Origin of the sequence: Conyzicola nivalis (assembly GCF_040548875.1) — a bacterium.
Taxonomy (GTDB): domain Bacteria; phylum Actinomycetota; class Actinomycetes; order Actinomycetales; family Microbacteriaceae; genus Conyzicola; species Conyzicola nivalis_A.
The window spans coordinates 1,176,236-1,197,258 of the sequence record NZ_JBEPSJ010000001.1 but is presented as its reverse complement, the minus strand read 5'-3'; the positions used below and the strand labels follow the sequence as shown (position 1 = coordinate 1,197,258).

Below are 21,023 nucleotides of genomic sequence, written 5' to 3'. Positions count from 1 at the left end.
AACTCAGGGTATGCGCCCGACCGACCTTCCGCCCGCACGTGTGCTGCGGCATCCGCTCGGTTTCCGGGTCGAACCGGCCGTCGCCTGGCGCGCCCTCCTCGCCGACGAGCCCACCAGCTTCTGGCTCGACAGCGGCCAGGGCGCCGGACTCAGCTACCTCGGCGCCGGCTCCCGCGTCATCGGCGGTGCACTGGTGCTCGAGCAGCTGCGCGTCGAGCTGGCCGATGCCGCCTCCCGCGTCGCGACGGACGAACCGGCGGATGCCGGCTCCCGCGGCTTCGGTCTCGGCTGGGTCGGCTGGCTCGGCTACGAGCTGCGCGGCACCACCGTCGGAACGCCGGTCGGGCACGCCCCGAAGCACCCGGTTTCGGCGATGATGTACGCCGAGCGGGCGCTCGAGTTCGACCACGACACCGGCGAGGTGACCCTGATGGCTCTCGCCGACCGGTGGACGGGCGACGCGCTCGCCTGGCGCGACGCGACCGTGGCGGCCCTCGAGGCGGCGACCGCGCGCGGGGCCGAGCCATCCGCCGCCCCTGTCCCTGCGGGCCCCGCCGCGGCCACCGCCGCCTGGGCCTACTCCGACGACGAGTACCTCGCCATGATCCGCGCCTGCCAGGACGCGATCCACTCGGGGGATGCGTACCAGCTGTGCCTCACCACGGAGGCGGGCGTCGCCGGCGACTTCGACGCGTTCGACACCTACCTCGCGCTGCGCACCTCAAGCCCCGCCCACCGCGGCGGGCTCCTGCGCGTCGGCGGGGTCGCGCTGCTGAGCGCCTCGCCCGAGCAGTTCCTCTCGATCAGTCCCGACGGCGAGGTGGTGTCGCGTCCGATCAAGGGCACCCGCCGCCGCGGTGCCACGCCGCGCGAAGACGCCGACCTCGCCGCCGAACTGCTCGCGAGCGACAAGGAGCGCGCCGAGAACCTGATGATCGTCGACCTCATGCGCAACGACATCGGGCGGGTGAGCGCGCTGGGGTCGGTGTCGGTGCCCGAGCTCTTCGTCGTCGAGAGCTACCGCCACGTGCACCAGCTGGTCAGCACCGTTCGCGGCACCCTCGCGCCGGGGCTCGACGCGATCGACGCGGTCGCCGCGTGCTTCCCCGCCGGATCGATGACCGGCGCGCCCAAGCGCAACGCGACCCTCATCCTCGAAGCGCTCGAGCACCGTGCGCGCGGCATCTACGCGGGGGCCTTCGGCTACTTCTCCCTCGACGGCCGGGTCGACCTGGCCATGGTCATCCGGTCGATCGTGCTCGACGCCGAGGGCGCTACGGTCGGCGCCGGGGGCGGGATCACCGCACTGTCGGTTCCCGAAGAGGAGCTCGACGAGGCGAAGCTGAAGGCCGCTGCGCTGCTGGCGGTGCTGGGCGCCTGACGGGCGGCGCCTACTGGAGGATCGACTCGAGCCGTTCGAGCGCGGTGTTCCAGGTCTCGCCGGCGCGTTCCAGCAGGTCGATAGGGGAGCCGAACCTGTCGTCGAGCGAGCCGAAGCCGCTCTCGCGCACGAGCAGACGGCTGCCCACCTGGGCGGGCGAGAGGGTGAACTCCACCAGTGTGCTGGTCGCCGGCTCCGGCTCGACGTCGGGCTCGACCGATAGCCGGTAGGCGAAACGGGAGGGATGCACCACCTCGGTCACCCGTCCGAGCAGGGTTCCGGCCGCGGTCTCCAGCCGCATGGCGGAGCCCTCGGTCGGCTCGAACTCCGCCGCGGTGTAGACGGTGAAGTGTTCGAACTGCTGGGCGTCGGTCACCACCGACCACACGTTCTCGACGCTCGCGGACAGGTCGATGAGTCTCTCGGTCGCGGTCATGATCCCTCCAGCAGTGTCACCAGTTGATCGATCTCGAGCTCCCACCCCTCGCGGTTGCCCCTGAGATGCTCCAGCCGAGCCGCGTCGTCACCCGCGACGAGCTCGAAGCCGCTCTCCACGACCGTGATCACGGTTCCGGCGGGCGCGTCCGCGAGGGTGAAGCGCACGGTTGTGGCCGTGTCATCCCGTACCGGAGTCTCCGGGTCCTTCGCCCACCGGAATTCGAACAGGAAGTCCTCGACCACGGCGGTGACGACGAAGGCGAAGTCGCCGTCGTCGTCCCAGTGCAGCGTGCCCTCTGTCCCGACGGCGAGCTCGGGGAGGGTGGCAGAGTCCCCGAACCACTCGGCAATGCGCTTCGGCTGCGTGATAGCCGCCCAGACCTGGTCGCGCGGCACCCGCACGTGCACCGTGCGACTCACCGAGAAGGTCTCCTCGTCGACGACCGCGTGGTCGCTCATGTTGCTCCACCCCGTTCCGTAATTCATCGTGAATACAGGTTCGTACTCGCCGCGCGCGGGCGCAACGGGGTACCGCGCAGCACGTGGGGTCGAGGTTCGCTAATCTTGGTCGTTGGGTCGCCCGCAGTACCTCTCGGCCCCCTCCCGCAATGAATTGAGATCCACGTGGCACACGAGTACCCAGACGACGCCCCCGAGTACGACATCGACGCCATCCAGGCGAAGTGGCAGCCCGTATGGGAAGAGCTGAAGCCCTTCTCCACGAAGACCGACGACAAGCGTCCCCGTAAGTACGTGCTCGACATGTTCTCGTACCCGTCCGGCGATCTGCACATGGGCCACGGCGAGGCGTACGCGCTCGCCGACGTCGTCGCGCGCTACTGGCGTATGCAGGGCTTCAACGTGCTGCACCCGGTCGGCTGGGACTCGTTCGGACTGCCCGCCGAGAACGCGGCCATCAAGCGCGGTGTCAATCCGCGCGACTGGACCTACGGCAACATCGCCGAGCAGAAGGCCTCGATGCGCCGCTACGCGACCAGCGTCGACTGGGACCGCGAGCTGGCCACCAGCGACCCCGAGTACTACAAGTGGAACCAGTGGCTGTTCCTCAAGCTGTACGAGAAGGGTCTCGCCTACCGCAAGGAGAGCTGGGTCAACTGGGACCCGATCGACCAGACCGTGCTCGCGAACGAGCAGGTCCTCCCCGACGGCACCTCCGACCGGTCCGGCGCCGTCGTGGTCAAGAAGAAGCTCACACAGTGGTACTTCAAGATCACCGACTACGCCGACCGCCTGCTCGACGACCTCAACCAGCTCGAGGGCCACTGGCCGAGCAAGGTCCTCGCCATGCAGCGCAACTGGATCGGCCGCTCCATCGGCGCCGACGTCGACTTCGCGATCGAGGGTCGCGACGAGAAGGTCACCGTATTCACGACCCGTCCCGACACGCTGTTCGGCGCCACCTTCATGGTCGTCGCCCCCGACTCCGACCTCGCCGCCGAGCTGGTGTCGACGGGCAGCGACGAGACGAAGGCCAATTTCGCGGCCTACCTCCAGCAGACGCAGCGCAGCACAGAGATCGAGAGGCAGGATGCCACTCGCGAGAAGACCGGCGTTCCGCTTCGTCGTTTCGCGGTGAACCCGGTGACGCAGGAGCGCATTCCGATCTGGGCCGCCGACTACGTCCTCGCCGACTACGGCCACGGCGCCGTCATGGCCGTGCCCGCCCACGACCAGCGCGACCTCGACTTCGCCCTCAGGTTCGACCTGCCCGTCGTGGTCGTCGTCGACACCAACGCACCCGTCACCGCGTCGATCCCCGTGCTCGACCTCGACGAGAACGGCGTGGCGATCCTGCCCGACGATCTTCCGCCGCTGTCGCCGACCCAGACGGGCGACGCCCTCGTGGGCGACGGCCGCATGATCAACTCCGGTCCGCTCGACGGACTGAGCCGCAATCACGCGATCAAGCGCGCCATCGAGCTGCTGCAGTCGACGGGAAGCGGACGCGCCGCCAAGACGTACCGTCTGCGCGACTGGCTGATCAGCCGCCAGCGTTTCTGGGGAACCCCCATCCCGATGATCCACGGCGCCGACGGCGAGCTGGTTCCCGTGCCGGAAGACCAGCTGCCCGTCCTGCTGCCGCCCACCGAGGGGCTCGACCTGCAGCCCAAGGGCCAGTCGCCGCTCGCCGCCGCCACCGACTGGGTCAACGTGCCCGACCCGCGCGACGGCAGCGCCGCGCTCCGCGACGCCGACACCATGGACACCTTCGTCGACAGCTCGTGGTACTTCCTGCGCTTCCTCAACCCGAACGACGACACCCAGGCGTTCGACCCGAAGGACGCCGACAAGTGGGCGCCCGTCGACCAGTACGTGGGCGGCGTCGAACACGCGATCCTGCACCTCCTGTACGCCCGCTTCATCACCAAGGTGCTGTTCGACCTCGGATACGTCTCGTTCACCGAGCCGTTCAGCGCGCTGCTGAACCAAGGCATGGTGCTCTCGGGCGGCTCGAAGATGTCGAAGAGCAAGGGCGGCGTGAACCTCGGCGACGTCATCGACGAGTTCGGTGTCGACGCGATCCGCCTCACGATGGTGTTCGCCGGTCCGCCGGAAGACGACATCAACTGGGAAGACGTCTCGCCCGCCGGTTCGGCGAAGTTCCTCAAGCGCGCGTGGCGGCTCGCGAAGGACGTCACGAGCGCACCGGACGTGGAGTGGAAGACGGGGGATGCCGCTCTGCGCAAGCAGACGCACCGATTCCTGCACGACGCACCGGGACTCATCGAGTCGTTCAAGTTCAACGTCGTCGTCGCACGGCTGATGGAGCTGGTGAACGCGACCCGCAAGGCCATCGACACCGGGGCCGGCCCCGCCGACGCCGCGGTGCGCGAGGCCACAGAGGTCGTCACCGTCGCGCTCAGCCTCTTCGCGCCGTACACGGCGGAGGAGATGTGGGAGCAGCTCGGCTACGAGCCCACGGTCGCCCTCGTGCGCTGGCGCAAGGCCGACCCGACGCTCCTCGTGGAGGACGCGGTCATGGCGGTCGTGCAGGTCAACGGCAAGGTGCGCGACAAGTTCGAGGTCTCGCCGAAGATCAGCGCGGAAGATCTCGAGGCGCTGGCGCGCAAGTCGGAGGCCGTCATCCGGTCGATCGGCGACCAGGAGATCGTGAATGTCATTGTGCGTGCGCCTCGGGTTATCTCGTTTGCGGTGAAGTAGGGGCTGTCGGTCCCTGAGCCTGTCCAACGGGGGTCCGCTCCTCGCACCGGGATCGCTGGGGGGTCCGCTCCACCTCTCGATCGCCGGGCTGGGTCCTCCACGAGTGTCGCGTCGATGACTGTTTCCCCAGATGGGTTCTCGGGGCTCTTCGTCTGGGCGGGGGTACGTAGCGTCGTCGCATGAGCGATCCCGGCGAGGTGCGGCGTGCGCGCGTGCGCATCGGGGTGGGTGCGGCCGTCGTCGTGCTGTTCGTCGGGCTCGCCTGCGCCGTGCTGTTCTCCGCGTTCGCGCCGAAGGGGCAGAGCGAGGTCGTCGCACCGGGATCGGGGGCGACCGGCGAGGCCGAGTCGGCGTCGGCCGCGCCATCCGGAGCCGCCATCTTCGTCCACATCCTCGGCGCCGTGGCGGTGCCCGGGCTGTACGAGCTGCACGAGGGCGACCGCGCGGTCGACGCAGTCGCGGCGGCGGGCGGGTTCGCCGAAGGCGCCGACCAGGCGCAGCTCAATCTCGCGCGGTTCGTGACCGACGGGGAGCAGATCGTGGTGCCCGTCGTCGGGGCTGCGCCACCCCCGGCTCCGGGCGCGGTCACGGGCGGGGGAGCAGTGGTCGCCGGCAAGGTGAACATCAATACGGCGGATGCTGCCGCGCTCGAGACCCTGCCGCGCGTCGGTCCCGCGATGGCGGCGCGCATCATCGAATGGCGTGAGACGAACGGGCGGTTCACCGCTGTGGAAGACCTGATGAGCGTCACAGGGGTGGGGGAGAAGACATTCGACTCGCTGAAAGACCTGGTGACGGTGTGAGACGCGGCGGGCTCGACCTGCGGCTGGTGCTGCCGGCCGTCGTCGCCTGGGTGGCGGGCGGCACGCTGACGGCGATTCCGGGCGCGGCTCCCGTGATCACCGTCGCGGTGTGGGCCGTGGCCGTCGTGCTCGTCGGGCTCGCGGTCGCGCTGAACCGCGCCTTCGTCGTCGTGGCCGCCGTGTGCGCGGTGGCGGCGGGGATCGTCTGCGCGTCGGTCGCCGCCCGTGCGCCGGCGAGGCAGCCGGAGGTTCTGCTCGATGCCGCACGCGACGGACGGCATGTCATGCTCACGGTGACCACCGCGGAGAGCCTCGGCGTCGAGCAGCAGGCGGTCGATTCCGCGCCGGGAGCCCGTCAACCCCCGTACTCGGCCACCGCGGTCTCCGTGCGCGTCGGCGAACGTGTCGTCGCGGTGTCGACGCCCGTGCTGGTGTTCGGGGCGCGCCCCGACGCACGTACCGGCATCGGCGCCACTCTGGAGTTCGGCGCCACGCTCGAGGCGGCCGCGCCGGAAGACGATGCCGCGTTCCTCGTCTTCGCGGCCGCCGATGCTCGAACGATCCGCGGCCCGCCGTGGGCGCTCGACTGGGCGAACGGATTGCGCGCGTCGTTCTCGGCCGCCTCCACGGCGCTGCCCGGCGACGGTGGGCGCCTGCTGCCCGGTCTGGCGATCGGCGACACCGCCGCCGTGGGCCCGCAGCTCGACGCGGCGATGAAGTCGACGTCGCTCAGCCATCTCACCGCCGTGTCCGGTGCGAACTGCGCGGTGGTGATAGCCCTCATCATGCTGCTCGGCGCCGCCGCCGGGGTTCCGCGCGGCGTGCGGATCGTGGCATCCGTGCTCGTGCTCGTCGGGTTCGTCGTGCTCGTCACACCGCAGTCGAGCGTCGTCCGCGCGGCGGTCATGGCGGCGATCGTGCTCTTCGCGACGCTCGCCGGGCGTCCGGTGCGCGGGCTGCCGGTGCTCGCCCTCGCCGCCATCGCCCTGCTCGCGGTCGACCCGTGGCTCAGCCGCGACTACGGCTTCGCGTTGTCGGTGCTCGCGACGGGCGGCCTGCTGCTGCTCTCCGGGCCGCTCACCCGGCTGCTGGCGCGTGCGATGCCGTTCGGCGTTGCCGCGGTGGTCGCCGTCCCGCTCGCGGCGCAGCTCGCCTGCCAGCCGGTGCTCGTGCTGCTCGACCCGTCCCTCCCGCTCTACGGCGTCGTCGCGAACGCCCTGGCGGAGCCCGCGGCTCCGCTCGCCACCGTTATCGGACTGCTCGGCTGCCTCGCCCTGCCCGCGGCGCCGTGGTTGGGCGAGACGCTCGTCGCGGTCGCGTGGCTGCCGGCGAGCTGGATCGCCGCCGTAGCGACGTTCTTCGCCTCTCTGCCTGCGGCGTCCCTGCCGTGGCCGGAGGGGCTCCTCGGGCTGCTGCTCCTCGCGATCGTCACGGCGCTCGGACTCGTCGCGGTGCTCGGTGGCGGTACGCAGGGTGGCGACGTGCGGGGCGGAGGAGTCGGCAGGGTCAGCCGACGTATCCGGCTCGTCGCGGCGGCCGTCGCACTAACGCTGCTCGCCGCATTCGCGGGCGCGACGGCCGGAGCGGGCGTGGCCCAACACCTCGCACGCCCTGCCGACTGGCAGATCGCGGCCTGCGACATCGGACAGGGTGACGCGGTGCTCGTCCGCAGCGGGGGAGAGATCGCCCTGGTCGACACCGGCCCCGACCCGGAGCTGCTCACCCGCTGTCTCGACGATCTCGGCATCGGCCGCATCGACCTGCTCGTGCTCAGCCATTTCGACCTTGACCACGTGGGAGGGGCGGACGCCGTTCTCGGACGGGTAGACCGCGCCGTCGTCGGGCCGTCGGGCGGGGCATCCGACGATCGTCTCGTCGCCGATCTTGTGCGGTCCGGCGCCGTCGTCGACCAGGTCTCCCGCGGTGACACGGGGCTGCTCGGCGAGCTGAGGTATTCCGTGCTCTGGCCGCGCGCCCGTCTCGGCTCGGTCGAGCCGGGTAACGACGCGAGCGTCGTGCTCGCCTTCGAACCCGTGGCCGAGTGTGCGAGCGGATGTCTCTCCTCGCTGTTCCTCGGAGACCTCGGCGAGCGGTCCCAGGCGTTGATGCTCGCGGCCGGGCCTATCTCGGCGGTCGACGTCGTCAAAGTGAGCCACCACGGCTCGGCCGACCAGTCTGAGCGCGTGTACGAGCGGGCGGACGCGACCGTCGGCGTGATCGGTGTCGGGATCGACAACGACTACGGGCACCCGACCGACCGACTGCTCGACCTGCTGGACGCGCAGGGAACCGCCGTCGCGCGCACCGACCTTCAGGGTCTCGTGCTGCTGTCGCCGGGTGGCACGGCGGGAGAGGTGCGCGTCTGGACGCAACGGTCGCCGCCGTGATCGACCGTCGGTCGTCGCGATTAGGCTTGATCCGATTCAGAACGAGGGAGCACAGTGGCCGCGAGAACAGCGACAGCCGGCAAGGCGAAGGTCGTGATCCCCCAGCTCTCCTGGGACAAGGTGCGCCCCGCGCGGGTGGTGCTGGTCTCCGGCACCGAGGGCTTTCTCGCCGACCGGGCGATCCGGCTGCTGCGCGACACACTGCGCGTCGAAGACCCCAGCCTCGAGCTCGGCGACATCGAAGCCGACCACTACTCGCCAGGCGAACTCGTCACCCTGGCCAGCCCGTCGTTGTTCGCTGAGCCTCGTTTCATCCGGGTGACCGGTGTGGAGAAGTGCACCGATGCATTTATGGACGAGGTACTCAGCTACCTCGCCAACCCGGCCGACGACTGCTACCTGGTTCTGCGTCACGCCGGGGGAGTGCGCGGCAAGCGCATGCTCGACGCCATCCGCGGCGGCCTCGGCGACGGAATCGAGATCGTCTGCGCCGATCTGAAGAAGGATGCCGAGAAGCTCGACTTCGCGGCTGCGGAGTTCCAGACGGCGGGCCGGCGGATCACCCCGGGAGCCCTGCGCGCCCTCGTCTCCGCCTTCGCCGACGACCTCGCCGAGCTGGCGAGCGCCTGCCAGCAGCTGCTCGCCGACGCGAGCGAGCAGATCACCGAGGTCACGGTCGAGAAGTACTACTCCGGCCGTGTCGAGACCACCGCGTTCAAGGTCGCCGACTCGGCGATCGCCGGGCGCAACGGCGAGGCGCTGCTCCTCCTACGCCACGCGCTCGCCTCGGGCGCCGACCCCGTGCCCATGCTCGCGGCGTTCGCCTCCAAGCTGCGCACGATGGCGAAGCTCTACAACGTTCGCGGAAGCGACGCCCAGCTCGCCCAACAGTTCGGCCTCGCCCCCTGGCAGGTAAACCGTGCCCGCAAAGACCTTCAGGGCTGGACTGACGACGGCCTCGGCCGGTCGATCGAGCTCCTGGCCGACACCGACGCCCAGATCAAGGGCGGCGGTCGCGACCCGGTCTTCGCGCTCGAGCGCATGGTCGGCATCATCGCCCGGCGCGGCGGCAGCTGACCACGCGCGGCCCTCTCCGCCCAACCTCCCCCCGCGCGAGAAATCGGAAATTCAGGAGTTAGCGGCCCGGCCGTCTCGGCGGCCCGGGTGTTTCTGCGGGCGCCGACCCGGAGCATCCGCCTTACTCCTGAATTTCCGACGGGGCCGGCCCGACGTCGGCGCCGGCACGGCCGCCGACGTCCAGCGGCAGCACACAAGTGGCCGCGGCGCCCGCTCGCGCGCGAGAATTCGGAAATTCAGGAGTTAGCGGCCCGGCCGTCTCGGCGGCCCGCGTGTTTCCGCGGGCGCCGACCCGGAGCATCCGCCTAACTCCTGAATTTCCGACGGGGCGGCCCGACGTCGGGCGCCGGCACGGCCGCCGACAGCGGCGAACGCCGGCGCCGGCGACGGCGCACGAAAAAGCCCCCCACGCCGAGGCGTGAGGGGCTTTTCGACGACTGGGGCTTAGAGAGCCGCAACCTGCTTGGCGATCGCCGACTTCTTGTTGGCGGCCTGGTTCTTGTGGATGACGCCCTTGCTGGCGGCCTTGTCGAGCTTCTTCGCTGCGATCAGGAGGGTCGCGACGGCGAGCTCCTTGTCACCCGCGGTTACCGCGGCGCGCACGCTGCGGATGGCGGTCTTGACCTCGCTCTTGACCGCCTTGTTGCGGTCCTGCGACTTCTTGTTGGTTCCGATGCGCTTGATCTGCGACTTGATGTTTGCCACTGAATTTACCTTCTTGTATGTGAACTGACGTATGTAAGAGAACACCGCAGGACCATCTCGGAAGATGCGTCCTGCGAAGCGGCCGAACTTAGCGATTCTCGGCCGCGAGTCATGCAATAGAGGGTTGCACGGAAGCCAACAGACAACATTACCAGTTGTTCGCGTGAACCGACAATCACGCCGTGACCGCGGGTCGCGACGAGTTTATCGCGTCGAGCAGCAGCTGCGTGAAAGCGACGGGCTGGGCGAGGCTGACCATGTGCGTCGCCCGTGGGATGTGCACGAGGGTGCCCCGCCGGGTGGCCGCGAGGAACCGCCGCTCCTGCAGCCGGATGTGGTCGAGGGTGCCGTTGACCAGCCAGATGGGCAGGTCGATGGCGGCGAGGGACGATTCCATCCGGATGCCACGGAGCTCACGCAGCACGTCCTGCATGACCTCGAGCGCGACACCGCCGGAGATCACGTCGTTGGCGAAGACCGGGTCGCTGATCGTTCGCCGCACGAGCGCGTTGTTGAGGGAGAGGCCGCGGTCGGGCAGCAGGTGGATCGCTCCCGCGCCGAGACGCCAGGCGTCGAGGATGACCCGCGAGGGCTGGGTTCCGCAGCTTGCGGCCAGGATGCCCGTGAGGTCGCGCGGGCGCATCGCCGCCCAGTGCACGGCGATGTAGCCGCCGAGCGAGAACCCGCCGAGGAAGACCGGCCCCGGGGCATCCGCCACTGCCGCCTCGATCGTCGCAATGCCGCCCGCCAGGGTGAAGCGCTCGTCCATCCGCGCGCCGTGCCCGGGCAGGTCGGGGGTGATCACGGTGTGCCCGAGGGCGCGCAGCGTCTCGGCCTGGTGGCGCCACATCGACGACGACGTGCGCAGGCCGTGCACGAGCACGACCGAGGTGGGCTGTGCGGAACCGGGCATGGCGCAAGCGTAATAGCCTGATGGTATGCCGCACCTCGCCCAGCACATCGAATCGGTACCGGGTTCCGGCATCCGGCACATCTTCGAGATGTCGACCAAGCTCGACGGGGTCATCTCCCTCGTGATCGGGGAACCGGATGTCGCGGTCGCTCCGCACATCGCCGACGCGGCCAAGCGCGCCTGGGACGCAGACGCCACCGACTACACGCCCAACGGCGGAATCGCGCCGCTGCGGGCGGCGATCGTCGAGAAGCTCGCCAGGGAGAACGACCTGCACGTCGACGTCGAGCGGGTCTGGGTGACCGTCGGCGCGACGCAGGCCCTCTACCAGGCCATGACGCTGACGCTGCAGGCCGGCGACGAGGCACTCATCCCCGATCCCGGCTACACGACCTTCACGATGGGCGTGCGCATGCTCGACGCGCACCCGATCCCGTACACCCTCACCCCCGAGCGGGGCTTCCTGCCGAGCGTCGACGAGCTCGAGCGCCTCGTCACCGATCGCACCCGCGTGATCATCATCAACTCGCCGTCGAACCCGCTCGGAGCGATCTTCCCCGAGGAGGTGCTGCGCGAGCTGCTCGACTTCGCCCGCCGCCACGACCTGTGGATCATCAGCGACGAGGTCTACGAGTACTTCACCTACGGCGAGAAGCACGTGAGTATCGCCAGCCTCGACACCGACAACCGGGTCTTCAGCGCCTTCTCGCTGTCGAAGACCTACGCGATGACCGGCATCCGGGTGGGCTACCTGGTGACTCCGCCGGGTCTCGCCACGCTCATGCGCACCGTGCAGGAGGCGACGGTCAGCTGCGTCAACACCCCGGCGCAGTACGCCGCGGTCGCCGCGCTGACCGGAGACCACGAGCACGTCGCCGCCGCCAAGGCCCACTACCGAGCCAACCTCGTCGCCGCCACCGCGCTGCTCGACGAACGGGGCATCCGCTACCTGCCGCCCACCGGCGCCTTCTACCTGTGGATCGACGTGAGCCACACCAGCGCGGGCGATGTCGCCACCTGGGCCGAGGAATTCCTGCTCGAGAGGCGCGTCGCCGTCGCGCCGGGGAGCGCGTTCGGCCGGTCGGGCGAGGGCTGGATCCGCGTCTGCCTGGCCACCGACCCGCAGCAGCTGCTCGAGGGGCTCGGCCGCATCCCCGTGCCGGCCGCCGACGAACGGGGAGCAGGCGCGTGAGCGGCCAGCGCATCGTCATCGCCGGGGCCGGCGGTTTTATGGGCCGGTACTTCGCGAAGCGGTTCCGCGCCGACGGCGACACCGTGGTCACCGTGGGCCGTGCCGGTTCCGACGTCGTGTGGGGCGACACCGCCGCGCTCGAGGCGGCCGTCGACGGCGCCGACATGCTCGTCAACCTCGCGGGCAAGAGCGTGAACTGCCGCTACACCGAGAAGAACAAGGCGGCGATCTTCAGCTCACGTCTGCTCACCACGGCCGAGCTGGGCCGCGCCGTCGCGGCGGTCGCCCACCCGCCCGCCGTCTGGTTCAACGCGAGCACCGCCACGATCTACCGTCACGCCGACGACGTGCCGCAGACCGACGAGACCGGGCAGATCGGCTCGGGCTTCTCGGTCAACGTCGCCGGCGCGTGGGAGCGCGAGTTCTTCGTGCACCACCGGCCGGGCGTGCGCCAGGTCGCCCTGCGGATGGCCATCGTCCTCGGCGACGGTTCTGCGCTCAGCCCCCTGCTCGCCCTGGCCCGGTTCGGGCTCGGCGGCACCCAGTACGGCGGCAGGACGCGCGGCGGCCGCCAGATGTTCTCCTGGATCCACATCGACGACGTCTACCGGGCCATCCGTTTCATCGCCGAGCGGCCAGACATCGACGGCGCCGTGAACGTGTCGTCGCCCGGCCCGGTGCAGAACCGCGAGCTGATGGCGACGCTGCGCCGCGTCGTCGGCGCGCGCTTCGGCCTGCCCCTGCAGCGGTGGATGCTCGAGCTCGGCGCGCTCGCCCTGCAGAGCGAGACCGAGCTGCTGCTGAAGAGCCGCTGGGTGCTGCCGACCCGCCTGCAGGCCGCCGGCTTCGAGTTCGAGTACCCCGAGCTCGAACCCGCGGTGCGCGAGATCACCGGCGACGTCGCCGAGGCACCGCCGGTACGGATACCCTGACCCGGAATCGGGGGTTACCCCGATATCCCGGCGGATGCCCCGTGCCTAGCCTTGAACCATGACACAGACCTCCGCCCTCCCGACCGCCGCACCCACAGCATCCGTCGACAAGAACCTCAGCATCATCGCCCTCGTTCTCGGCCTCGCCTCCGTCGTGTTCGGCCAGACCTTCCTCGTTCCTATCGCCGCGATCGTCGTCGGCGTCATGGCGTACCGGCGCGAACCCACCGGCCACGCCATGGCCGTGTGGGCGATCGTGCTCGGCGCCGTGATGGCGTTCGGGTGGGTCGTCGTCGGCGTGCTCGGCCTCGTCTTCGCCGCCCCGTTCTTCTTCTTCGGCCTGTTCTAGGAGCCCTGCGCACGCCGCACCCTCGTCTCGTGGGACAATTGCACAAATGTCTCCGCGCGCACTCACGGCCCTCGAGCCTGCCTCCACCGATCCGGCGTTCATCCGCAACTTCTGCATCATCGCCCACATCGACCACGGCAAGTCGACCCTTGCCGACCGTATGCTCCAGATCACGGGTGTGGTGAGCGACCGCGACATGCGCGCGCAGTACCTCGACCGCATGGACATCGAGCGCGAACGTGGCATCACGATCAAGAGCCAGGCGGTGCGTATGCCGTGGGAGCTCGACGGCCAGACCTACGCGCTCAACATGATCGACACGCCCGGCCACGTCGACTTCACCTACGAGGTCTCGCGCTCACTCGCCGCCTGCGAGGGAGCGATCCTGCTCGTCGACGCGGCCCAGGGCATCGAGGCGCAGACGCTCGCGAACCTCTACCTCGCCCTCGAGAACGACCTCACGATCATCCCGGTGCTCAACAAGATCGACCTGCCGGCCGCCGACCCCGAGAAGTACATCAAGGAGATCGTCGGCCTCATCGGCTGCAAGCCGGAGGACATCCTCCTCGTCTCCGGCAAGACCGGCGTCGGAGTCCCCGAGCTGCTCGATATGGCCACCCGGCTCATCCCCGCCCCGAAGGGCGACGCCGACGCCCCGGCCCGCGCGATGATCTTCGACTCGGTCTACGACGCCTACCGCGGAGTCATCACCTACGTGCGCATGATCGACGGCAAGATCAACCCGCGCGAGAAGATCATGATGATGAGCACCAAGAGCGCGCACGAGGTGCTCGAGATCGGTGTCAGCGCGCCTGAGCCGACCCCCACCAAGGGGCTGGGTGTCGGCGAGGTCGGCTACCTGATCACCGGTGTGAAAGACGTGCGCCTGTCGAAGGTCGGCGACACCGTCACGAGCTTCGCCAAGCCGGCGAGCCTCGCCCTCAAGGGGTACTCCGAGCCGATGCCCATGGTGTTCTCCGGTCTCTACCCGATCGACGGCAGCGACTACCCGCTGCTGCGCGAGGCGCTCGACAAGCTCAAATTGTCGGATGCTGCGCTCGTCTACGAGCCCGAGACGTCGGTCGCCCTCGGCTTCGGTTTCCGCTGCGGATTCCTCGGCCTGCTGCACCTCGAGATCATCACGGAGCGGCTCGAGCGCGAGTTCGGGATCGACCTCATCGCCACTGCGCCGAGCGTGATCTACGAGGTCACCACAGACGACAAGAAGACCGTCACCGTGACGAACCCGAGCGAGTTCCCCGGCGGCAAGATCGCCGAGGTGCGCGAGCCCGTGGTCAAGGCGTCGATCCTGCTGCCCAAGGACTTCGTCGGCACCGTCATGGAGCTCTGCCAGGGCCGTCGCGGCACCATGCAGGGCATGGAGTACGTCGGTGAGGACAGGGTCGAGCTGCACTACACGATGCCGCTCGGCGAGATCGTCTTCGACTTCTTCGACCAGCTCAAGAGCAAGACCGCCGGCTACGCGAGCCTCGACTACGAGCCCATCGGCGACCAGGCCGCCGACCTCGTCAAGGTCGACATCCTGCTGCAGGGCGAGGCCGTCGACGCGTTCAGCGCGATCGTGCACCGTGAGAAGGCCTACGCCTACGGCGTGCTGATGACCGAGCGTCTCAAGAAGCTCATCCCGCGCCAGCAGTTCGAGGTTCCGATCCAGGCCGCCATCGGCGCGCGCATCATCGCCCGCGAGTCGATCAGCGCGATGCGCAAGGACGTGCTCGCCAAGTGCTACGGCGGTGACATCACCCGCAAGCGCAAGCTCCTCGAGAAGCAGAAGGAGGGCAAGAAGCGCATGAAGATGGTGGGCCGCGTCGAGGTTCCGCAGGAGGCCTTCGTGGCCGCGCTCACGGGCGACACGGAAGCGAAGAAGAAAGACAAGTAGTGGTTGACGCCGAGCTGTGGAGCCGCCCCGTCAGCTACGGCGCCGTCGGGGCCACGCAGGCGCCCGACCTCCTGCAGTACCCGCCGGCCGGCTACCGTCCGCTCGAGCGCCGCGCCCGCATCGGGCACGGCGACGAACGCTTCGCCAGGGCGAGCGCCGCGGTCTTCAGCTGGGGTGTCCAACGCGGCAGCGGCTTCCGGGTCGAGACGAGCCACACGCCCGGATACGTCAGCGAGCTCACCTACACGCCGGTGACGTTCGACGCGTCGGGGGAGCCGGTCACGCCGTCGCACATCTCGTCGAGCGGCGAGACGGTCTTCTCCGCCGACGGCAGCCCGTACATCGCGCCGGGCGACACGGCCATGCTCGGCATCCGGTTCTGGCCCATCTGGGTCAAGGCGCCGGCGCGCGTCGTCTACGTGGTCGACGAGCCCGACCGACGCGGATTCGCCTACGGAACCCTGCCCGGGCATCCGGAAGACGGCGAGGAGTCGTTCATCGTGGAGCGCAGCCCCGACGGAACGGTGTGGATCGTCATCCGCGCCTTCTCGCGGCCGTCGACCTGGTACTGGTGGCTCGTCGCGCCCGTGCTGCGTCTCACCCAGGAGTTCTACACACGACGGTACCTCCGCGCGCTGGCCGGCCCGCTCGGCTGAGCGCCCGACGCTGTGCAGCGGCGGCCCACCCTGCGAGACTCGGTGCATGCACCGCAGCATCCGCGCGATCACCGCCGCCGTCATGCGCAGCCCGGTACGGCACGTCGTGCGGTCGATCGTCACTCCGCTCGACCGGCTGCTGTTCCGCGTGACCCGGGGCAGGCTCAAGCTGAGCGCGCCGATGATCCCCTCGCTCACCCTGTTCAGCACCGGTGCGAAGAGCGGCGAGCGGCGTGAGACTCCGCTGATGTGCTTTCCGCTCGACGACGGCTCGTGGTTCGTCGTCGGCAGCAACTTCGGCCGCCCGCAGCACCCCGCGTGGACCTACAACCTGATCGCCCACCCGCAGGCCGAGGTGCACTACCGGCGGCGCAGCACACCCGTCGTGGCGCGGCTGCTCGACGCGGACGAGGCTGAGCGCACCTGGCCACTGCTCGAACGACAGTGGCCGCGCTACCGCGACTACGAGAAGACCGCGCACCGCGACATCCGCATCTTCCACCTGTCGCCCACGCAAGCGGGGCCGGGCGTCGGGTGAGAGAATCAGACAATGCCCAGCGCCCTCCCTCTCGCCGATCCGGCGCCCGCCGACGGCCTTCTTCCCCACTCGGTGACGGATGACGCGGCGAGCCGCAACCTCGGAATCTACGTGCACGTCCCGTTCTGCCGCGTGCGCTGCGGGTACTGCGACTTCAACACCTACACCTCGGAGGAACTCCGGGGCGCGAAGCGCAGCGACTACGCCGGGCAGGCCATCGAGGAGATAGCACTCGCGGGCCGGGTGCTCGTGCAGTCGGGGCTTCCGGAACGTGCAGCCTCGACCGTGTTCTTCGGCGGCGGCACGCCGACGATGCTGCCGGTGACCGACCTCGCCGAGATGCTCGCCGCCATCGTCGTCTCGTGGGGCCTCGCCCCCGGGGCAGAGGTCACCACCGAGGCCAACCCGGACTCCGTCGACCGCGACTACCTGTTCGCGCTCAAGGCGGCCGGGTTCACCCGCGTCTCGTTCGGCATGCAGTCGGCGGTGCCGCACGTGCTCGCGACGCTGGAACGCACGCACGACCCCGAGCGCGTTCCGCTCGTCGTCGCCTGGGCGCGCGAGGCCGGCCTCCAGGTGAGCCTCGACCTGATCTACGGCACCCCGGGCGAGAGCATCGACGACTGGAGCGCCTCGCTCGACGCCGCGCTCGCCCAGAACCCCGACCACCTGTCGGCGTATGCGCTCATCATCGAAGACGGCACGAAGCTCGCCCGGCAGATCCGCCGCGGCGAGGTGGCGACTCCCGACGACGACCTGCAGGCCGACATGTACGAGCTGCTCGACGCGCGGCTCGCCGCGGCGGGCTACGACTGGTACGAGGTGAGCAACTGGGCGCGGGCCGACGTCGCGGTCCCTGAGTCTGTCGAAGGGACCGTCCGCCCACCCGCCCACACCGACTACAAGTCGCGCCACAACCTCGCCTACTGGCAGGGCCACGACTGGTGGGGTGTCGGGCCCGGGGCGCACAGTCACGTCGGCGGCGTGCGCTGGTGGAACGTGAAGCACCCCGCGGCGTACGCCGAGCGCATCCTCTCCGGGATGTCTCCGGCCGCGGGCAGGGAGACGCTCGACCCGGAGACGCGCCGGGTGGAGAGGGTGCTGCTGATGACGCGCATCCGCTCGGGGCTCCGCATCGACGAGCTGGAGGCGCCCGGGAGGCTCGCCGTCGCGGGGCTCATCGCCGACGAGCTCATCAACGCGAAAGCCGCCCTGCGCGGATCAGTGGAACTGACCCTGCGAGGGCGGCTATTGGCGGACGCCGTGGTGCGGCGACTCCTTGCGGAGTGACGTGGTGCTGGTCAGGCGTTGGCGCTGATTACTTGATGAACTGGATCGAGAGCGGGTACTTGTAGCTCTCGCCCTTGTTCGCAGCGACCGCGGCGATGATGCTGAAGATCAACGTGACGATGTACACGGCGAGGATGACGAAGATGCCGATGATCACGAAGGTCAGGATGTAGCCGACGACTAGCGCGATGAGCATCGTCAGCTGGAAGTTGAGTGCGGTGAGGGTGTGCTCGCGGATGAGCGGGCCGCGGTCCTTAAGCACGAGGTAGCCGACGAGCGACGGAACGAAGCTGAAGAAGATTCCGCCGATGTGGATGAGGGTTGCCCAGAGACGCTCGTCGCTCGGAGAGAGCGGCTGCGGCGTCGACTGGTACGGGTCTGTGGGAGGGGTCGCGTCTGTCATGCGCTCATTAAAGCAGTACGACGCACGGCGCAACGCCGTTTTTGACGGAAAGTTTCTATTTGATCAGGCGGATCGAGAACGGGTAGCGGTAGGACCCGCCGCCGTTGACACGGATGCCCGCCGTGATCGACAGCACGACGTTCACCACGTAGAGCGCGAACGGAAGCGTCCAGGCGACCGCGGCGACGTCGCCCACCGAGGCGAGGATGAGCACGGCGCCGACGAGCCCCGAGACCGCCATCAGGAGCAGGTAGCCGATCGTGAAGGTGATCTGCCAGTTGAGAGCCTCTTTCGACTCCTGTCTGGTCAGGGTGCCGCGGGTCCTGGCGAGGGCGAAGACGAGGAGCGACGGCGGAAATCCGATCACACCGCCGAAGTGCGCGACGGTGGCCCAGAGCTTGTCGTCGGTCGCCGTGAATTCGCGGGAGCGAGCGACGGGGGAGGGGACGGCGGTCTGCGCGCCCGGCTCCGGCGAGACATCGGTCATAGGTGAAGTGCCTTTCGGGTGGCGGTGGTTCCCGCCGTGGCCCCCGTTCGGAGGACACGCGCGGTCACAACGGACAAGCTATCCCGAGCCGACTCGAGCGTGCAATCCCAGCTGCCCGGCGTGTCGAGTTACAATTGGCAGTCAGGCTAATCGAGTGCCAATTGTTCGAAGGGCGGTGTCGAGATGGTGTCTGATCGCAGTCTCGAAGTTCTCCGCGTGATCGTGCAGGACTACGTCGCATCCCGCGAGCCTGTCGGATCGAAGTCGATCGTCGAACGCCACTCTTTCGGCGTCTCCGCGGCCACGATCCGCAACGACATGGCCCTCCTCGAGGAGGAGGAGCTCATCGTCGCGCCCCACACGTCGTCGGGTCGCGTGCCCACCGACAAGGGATACCGGGTGTTCGTCGACCAGCTCGCCGACCTCCGACCGTTGAGCGGCGCCCAGCGCCAGGCCATCGAGACGTTCCTCGGGCAGTCCGTCGACCTCGACGACGTGCTCTCGCGCACCGTGCGTCTGCTCTCGCAGCTCACGCACCAGGTGGCGCTCGTGCAGTACCCCACGCTCACCCGTTCCCGGGTGCGTCACATCGAGATCGTGCCCCTCGGCCCGCGCCGGCTGATGACCGTCTTCATCACCGACGGCGGCCGCGTCGAGCAGCGGCTCGTCGATGTGTCCGGCGATGTCGACGAGGAGTTCCTCGGCGAACTGCGCACCAGGCTCAACGCGAACCTGGCGGGGCTCGCCCTGCTCGACGCGGCCGAGAAGCTGACCACGATCGGCGTGCACTTCGCTCCCGAGCGCCAGGAGGTCGTCGCCCAGATCGCTGCGACCCTCGTCGAGCAGACCGCCGAGAACCGTCATGACAGGCTTCTCATGGCGGGGGCGGCTAACCTTGTGCGCACTGAAGAAGATTTCAACGGAAGCATCTTTCCGGTCCTCGAGGCGATCGAAGAGCAAGTGACCCTGCTCAAGCTCTTCGGCGAAGTAGAGGGCGACCACCACGGCGTCGCGGTGACCATCGGTCGAGAGAACGAGGTGTTCGGCCTCGGCCAGACATCGGTTCTGTCGAGCGGCTACACCTCGTCGGGCGGCGGAATCGCGCGGCTCGGAGTGCTCGGGCCGACGCGCATGGACTACTCCAACAACATGGCAGCGGTGCGAGCCGTCGCCCGTTACCTGACTCGACTTCTCGGCGAAGACTGACGCTCGAGAAGATGAACACCATCATCGTGAGGATTGACAACTAACTGTGGCTGACCACTACGAAGTACTCGGCGTCGACAAGAACGCGTCGGCAGACGAGATCAAGAAGGCGTACCGGAAGCTCGCGCGCGAGTTCCACCCCGACGTCAACCCGGAGCCCAGCGCATCCGACCGCTTCAAAGCGGTGACGCACGCCTACGACGTTCTGAGCGACCCGCGCCAGCGCCAGGACTACGACCAGGGCGGCAGCGCCGGGTTCGGCGGCGGCGCCCAGGGCTTCGGCGGCTTCAGCGACATCTTCGAGACGTTCTTCGGCGGCGGCGCTCCGGGCAGCGGAGGCAGCGGTGCTGCACCCCGTTCGCGCAAGGAACGGGGCGGCGACGCCCTCCTGCGCGTCGAGGTCGACCTCGACGAGGTCATCTTCGGCACCAAGCGCGACCTCGAGGTGAACACCGCCATCCTCTGCGACACCTGCCAGGGCAGCTGCTGCGCCCCGGGCACCCGCGCTGTCGTCTGCGACATCTGCCACGGCTCCGGCCAGATCCAGCGGGCCGTGCGCAGCCTGCTCGGCAACATCATGACCTCGAGCCCCTGCGGCACCTGCCGCGGCTACGGCACCGTCATCCCGAGCCCGTGCCCCACCTGTGCCGGCCAGGGTCGTGTGCGCGCCACCCGCAAGATGACCGTCGACATCCCCGCGGGAGTCGACACCGGCCTGCGCCTCCAGCTGCCGAACCAGGGCGAGGTCGGCCCCGCCGGCGGCGCCAACGGCGACCTGTACCTCGAGATAAAGGTCAAGCACCACGAGGTCTACAGCCGCAACGGCGACGACCTCATGGCCACCCTCGAGGTCAGCATGGCCGACGCCGTGCTCGGCTCGCGGGTGCGCCTGCAGGCCCTCGACGGCGAACTCGAGCTCGAGCTCAAGCCCGGCACCCAGAGCGCCGACATCATCACCGTCAAGGACCGCGGTGTCTCGAAGCTCCGCGGAGGCGGTCGAGGTGACCTGAAGATCGGCGTGCAGGTCACCACCCCGACCAAGCTCAGCGGCAAGGAGCAGGAGCTCATGCGCCAGTTCGCGTCGAGCCACAAGTCGAAGGCGCCGCACCTCGCCGAGTTCCAGCAGGGGCTCTTCGCGAAGCTGCGCGACCGCTTCCTCCACGTCTGATCGGGCGACGCACCG

Annotated in this window: 20 protein-coding genes; 14 read left to right on the top strand and 6 right to left on the bottom strand. The window is 69.2% G+C overall.

Going from position 1 to position 21,023, the window contains the following annotated elements; translation table 11 throughout:
• Positions 1-10: 10 nt before the first annotated feature.
• Positions 11-1,381, top strand: a complete 1,371-nt coding sequence (locus tag ABIE21_RS05800; RefSeq protein WP_354023822.1) for an anthranilate synthase component I family protein — start codon at positions 11-13, stop codon at positions 1,379-1,381.
• Between the two features lie 10 nt (positions 1,382-1,391).
• Here the strand turns inward: ABIE21_RS05800 and ABIE21_RS05795 are convergent, their stop codons facing one another.
• Together ABIE21_RS05795 and ABIE21_RS05790 are read right to left on the bottom strand one after the other, a co-directional pair.
• On the bottom strand, positions 1,392-1,817 hold the full coding sequence (locus ABIE21_RS05795; protein WP_354023821.1) for an SRPBCC domain-containing protein: 426 nt from the start codon (positions 1,815-1,817) through the stop codon (positions 1,392-1,394).
• Positions 1,814-2,278: an SRPBCC domain-containing protein gene (locus tag ABIE21_RS05790; protein ID WP_354023820.1), complete on the bottom strand. Its 465-nt coding sequence runs from the start codon at positions 2,276-2,278 to the stop codon at positions 1,814-1,816. The genes ABIE21_RS05795 and ABIE21_RS05790 overlap by 4 nt, the downstream gene beginning before the upstream one ends.
• 165 nt (positions 2,279-2,443) lie before the next feature.
• Between ABIE21_RS05790 and leuS the strand changes: the two genes are divergently transcribed.
• From leuS to holA, 4 genes are all read left to right on the top strand, one after another.
• Positions 2,444-5,002 carry a leucine--tRNA ligase gene (gene leuS, locus ABIE21_RS05785; RefSeq protein ID WP_354023819.1) on the top strand — a complete coding sequence of 853 codons (2,559 nt, stop codon included), beginning with the start codon at positions 2,444-2,446 and terminating at the stop codon, positions 5,000-5,002.
• 179 nt (positions 5,003-5,181) lie between these two features.
• On the top strand, positions 5,182-5,805 hold the full coding sequence (locus tag ABIE21_RS05780; RefSeq protein WP_354023818.1) for a ComEA family DNA-binding protein: 624 nt from the start codon (positions 5,182-5,184) through the stop codon (positions 5,803-5,805).
• On the top strand, positions 5,802-8,192 hold the full coding sequence (locus ABIE21_RS05775) for a ComEC/Rec2 family competence protein (RefSeq protein ID WP_354023817.1): 2,391 nt from the start codon (positions 5,802-5,804) through the stop codon (positions 8,190-8,192). Before ABIE21_RS05780 ends, ABIE21_RS05775 begins: the two co-directional genes overlap by 4 nt.
• 54 nt (positions 8,193-8,246) lie before the next feature.
• Complete coding sequence (gene holA, locus ABIE21_RS05770) at positions 8,247-9,269, top strand: DNA polymerase III subunit delta (protein WP_354023816.1); 1,023 nt, start codon at positions 8,247-8,249, stop codon at positions 9,267-9,269.
• A 444-nt stretch (positions 9,270-9,713) separates the two neighbouring features.
• Here the strand turns inward: holA and rpsT are convergent, their stop codons facing one another.
• Together rpsT and ABIE21_RS05760 are read right to left on the bottom strand one after the other, a co-directional pair.
• The gene (rpsT, locus tag ABIE21_RS05765) at positions 9,714-9,974 is read right to left on the bottom strand and encodes a 30S ribosomal protein S20 (RefSeq protein WP_354023815.1); all 261 of its coding nucleotides are present in this window, start codon (positions 9,972-9,974) and stop codon (positions 9,714-9,716) included.
• A 175-nt stretch (positions 9,975-10,149) separates the two neighbouring features.
• Entirely contained in the window at positions 10,150-10,887 is a 738-nt protein-coding gene (locus tag ABIE21_RS05760) for an alpha/beta fold hydrolase (protein WP_354023814.1), read from the bottom strand.
• Between the two features lie 25 nt (positions 10,888-10,912).
• On the opposite strand from ABIE21_RS05760, the gene ABIE21_RS05755 reads away from it, so the two are divergent.
• From ABIE21_RS05755 to ABIE21_RS05725, 7 genes are read left to right on the top strand one after another with little or no spacing between them, the layout of a single operon-like run.
• Positions 10,913-12,079: a pyridoxal phosphate-dependent aminotransferase gene (locus ABIE21_RS05755; protein WP_354023813.1), complete on the top strand. Its 1,167-nt coding sequence runs from the start codon at positions 10,913-10,915 to the stop codon at positions 12,077-12,079.
• Complete coding sequence (locus ABIE21_RS05750; protein ID WP_354023812.1) at positions 12,076-13,011, top strand: TIGR01777 family oxidoreductase; 936 nt, start codon at positions 12,076-12,078, stop codon at positions 13,009-13,011. Before ABIE21_RS05755 ends, ABIE21_RS05750 begins: the two co-directional genes overlap by 4 nt.
• 58 nt (positions 13,012-13,069) lie before the next feature.
• The gene (locus ABIE21_RS05745; RefSeq protein ID WP_354023811.1) at positions 13,070-13,360 is read left to right on the top strand and encodes a DUF4190 domain-containing protein; all 291 of its coding nucleotides are present in this window, start codon (positions 13,070-13,072) and stop codon (positions 13,358-13,360) included.
• Positions 13,361-13,406: 46 nt separating this feature from the next.
• Positions 13,407-15,260 (top strand): translation elongation factor 4, encoded by a 1,854-nt coding sequence (lepA, locus tag ABIE21_RS05740; RefSeq protein ID WP_354023810.1) that lies wholly within the window; start codon positions 13,407-13,409, stop codon positions 15,258-15,260.
• Entirely contained in the window at positions 15,260-15,916 is a 657-nt protein-coding gene (locus tag ABIE21_RS05735) for a DUF1990 family protein (RefSeq protein ID WP_354023809.1), read from the top strand. The genes lepA and ABIE21_RS05735 overlap by 1 nt, the downstream gene beginning before the upstream one ends.
• Before the next feature lie 46 nt (positions 15,917-15,962).
• A complete protein-coding gene (locus ABIE21_RS05730) occupies positions 15,963-16,454 on the top strand; it encodes a nitroreductase family deazaflavin-dependent oxidoreductase (protein WP_354023808.1) in 492 nt (163 codons plus the stop codon).
• 12 nt (positions 16,455-16,466) lie between these two features.
• Positions 16,467-17,744 carry a coproporphyrinogen-III oxidase family protein gene (locus ABIE21_RS05725; RefSeq protein ID WP_354023807.1) on the top strand — a complete coding sequence of 426 codons (1,278 nt, stop codon included), beginning with the start codon at positions 16,467-16,469 and terminating at the stop codon, positions 17,742-17,744.
• 28 nt (positions 17,745-17,772) lie between these two features.
• On the opposite strand, the gene ABIE21_RS05720 is transcribed toward ABIE21_RS05725, so the two are convergent.
• Positions 17,773-18,147: a DUF4870 domain-containing protein gene (locus ABIE21_RS05720; RefSeq protein WP_354023806.1), complete on the bottom strand. Its 375-nt coding sequence runs from the start codon at positions 18,145-18,147 to the stop codon at positions 17,773-17,775.
• A 55-nt stretch (positions 18,148-18,202) separates the two neighbouring features.
• Positions 18,203-18,634, bottom strand: a complete 432-nt coding sequence (locus ABIE21_RS05715; protein ID WP_354023805.1) for a DUF4870 domain-containing protein — start codon at positions 18,632-18,634, stop codon at positions 18,203-18,205.
• 183 nt (positions 18,635-18,817) lie between these two features.
• Between ABIE21_RS05715 and hrcA the strand changes: the two genes are divergently transcribed.
• Both hrcA and dnaJ read left to right on the top strand, forming a co-directional pair.
• Positions 18,818-19,840 (top strand): heat-inducible transcriptional repressor HrcA, encoded by a 1,023-nt coding sequence (hrcA, locus tag ABIE21_RS05710; RefSeq protein ID WP_354023804.1) that lies wholly within the window; start codon positions 18,818-18,820, stop codon positions 19,838-19,840.
• A gap of 46 nt (positions 19,841-19,886) precedes the next feature.
• Positions 19,887-21,008, top strand: a complete 1,122-nt coding sequence (gene dnaJ / locus ABIE21_RS05705; protein WP_354023803.1) for a molecular chaperone DnaJ — start codon at positions 19,887-19,889, stop codon at positions 21,006-21,008.
• Positions 21,009-21,023 lie beyond the last annotated feature (15 nt).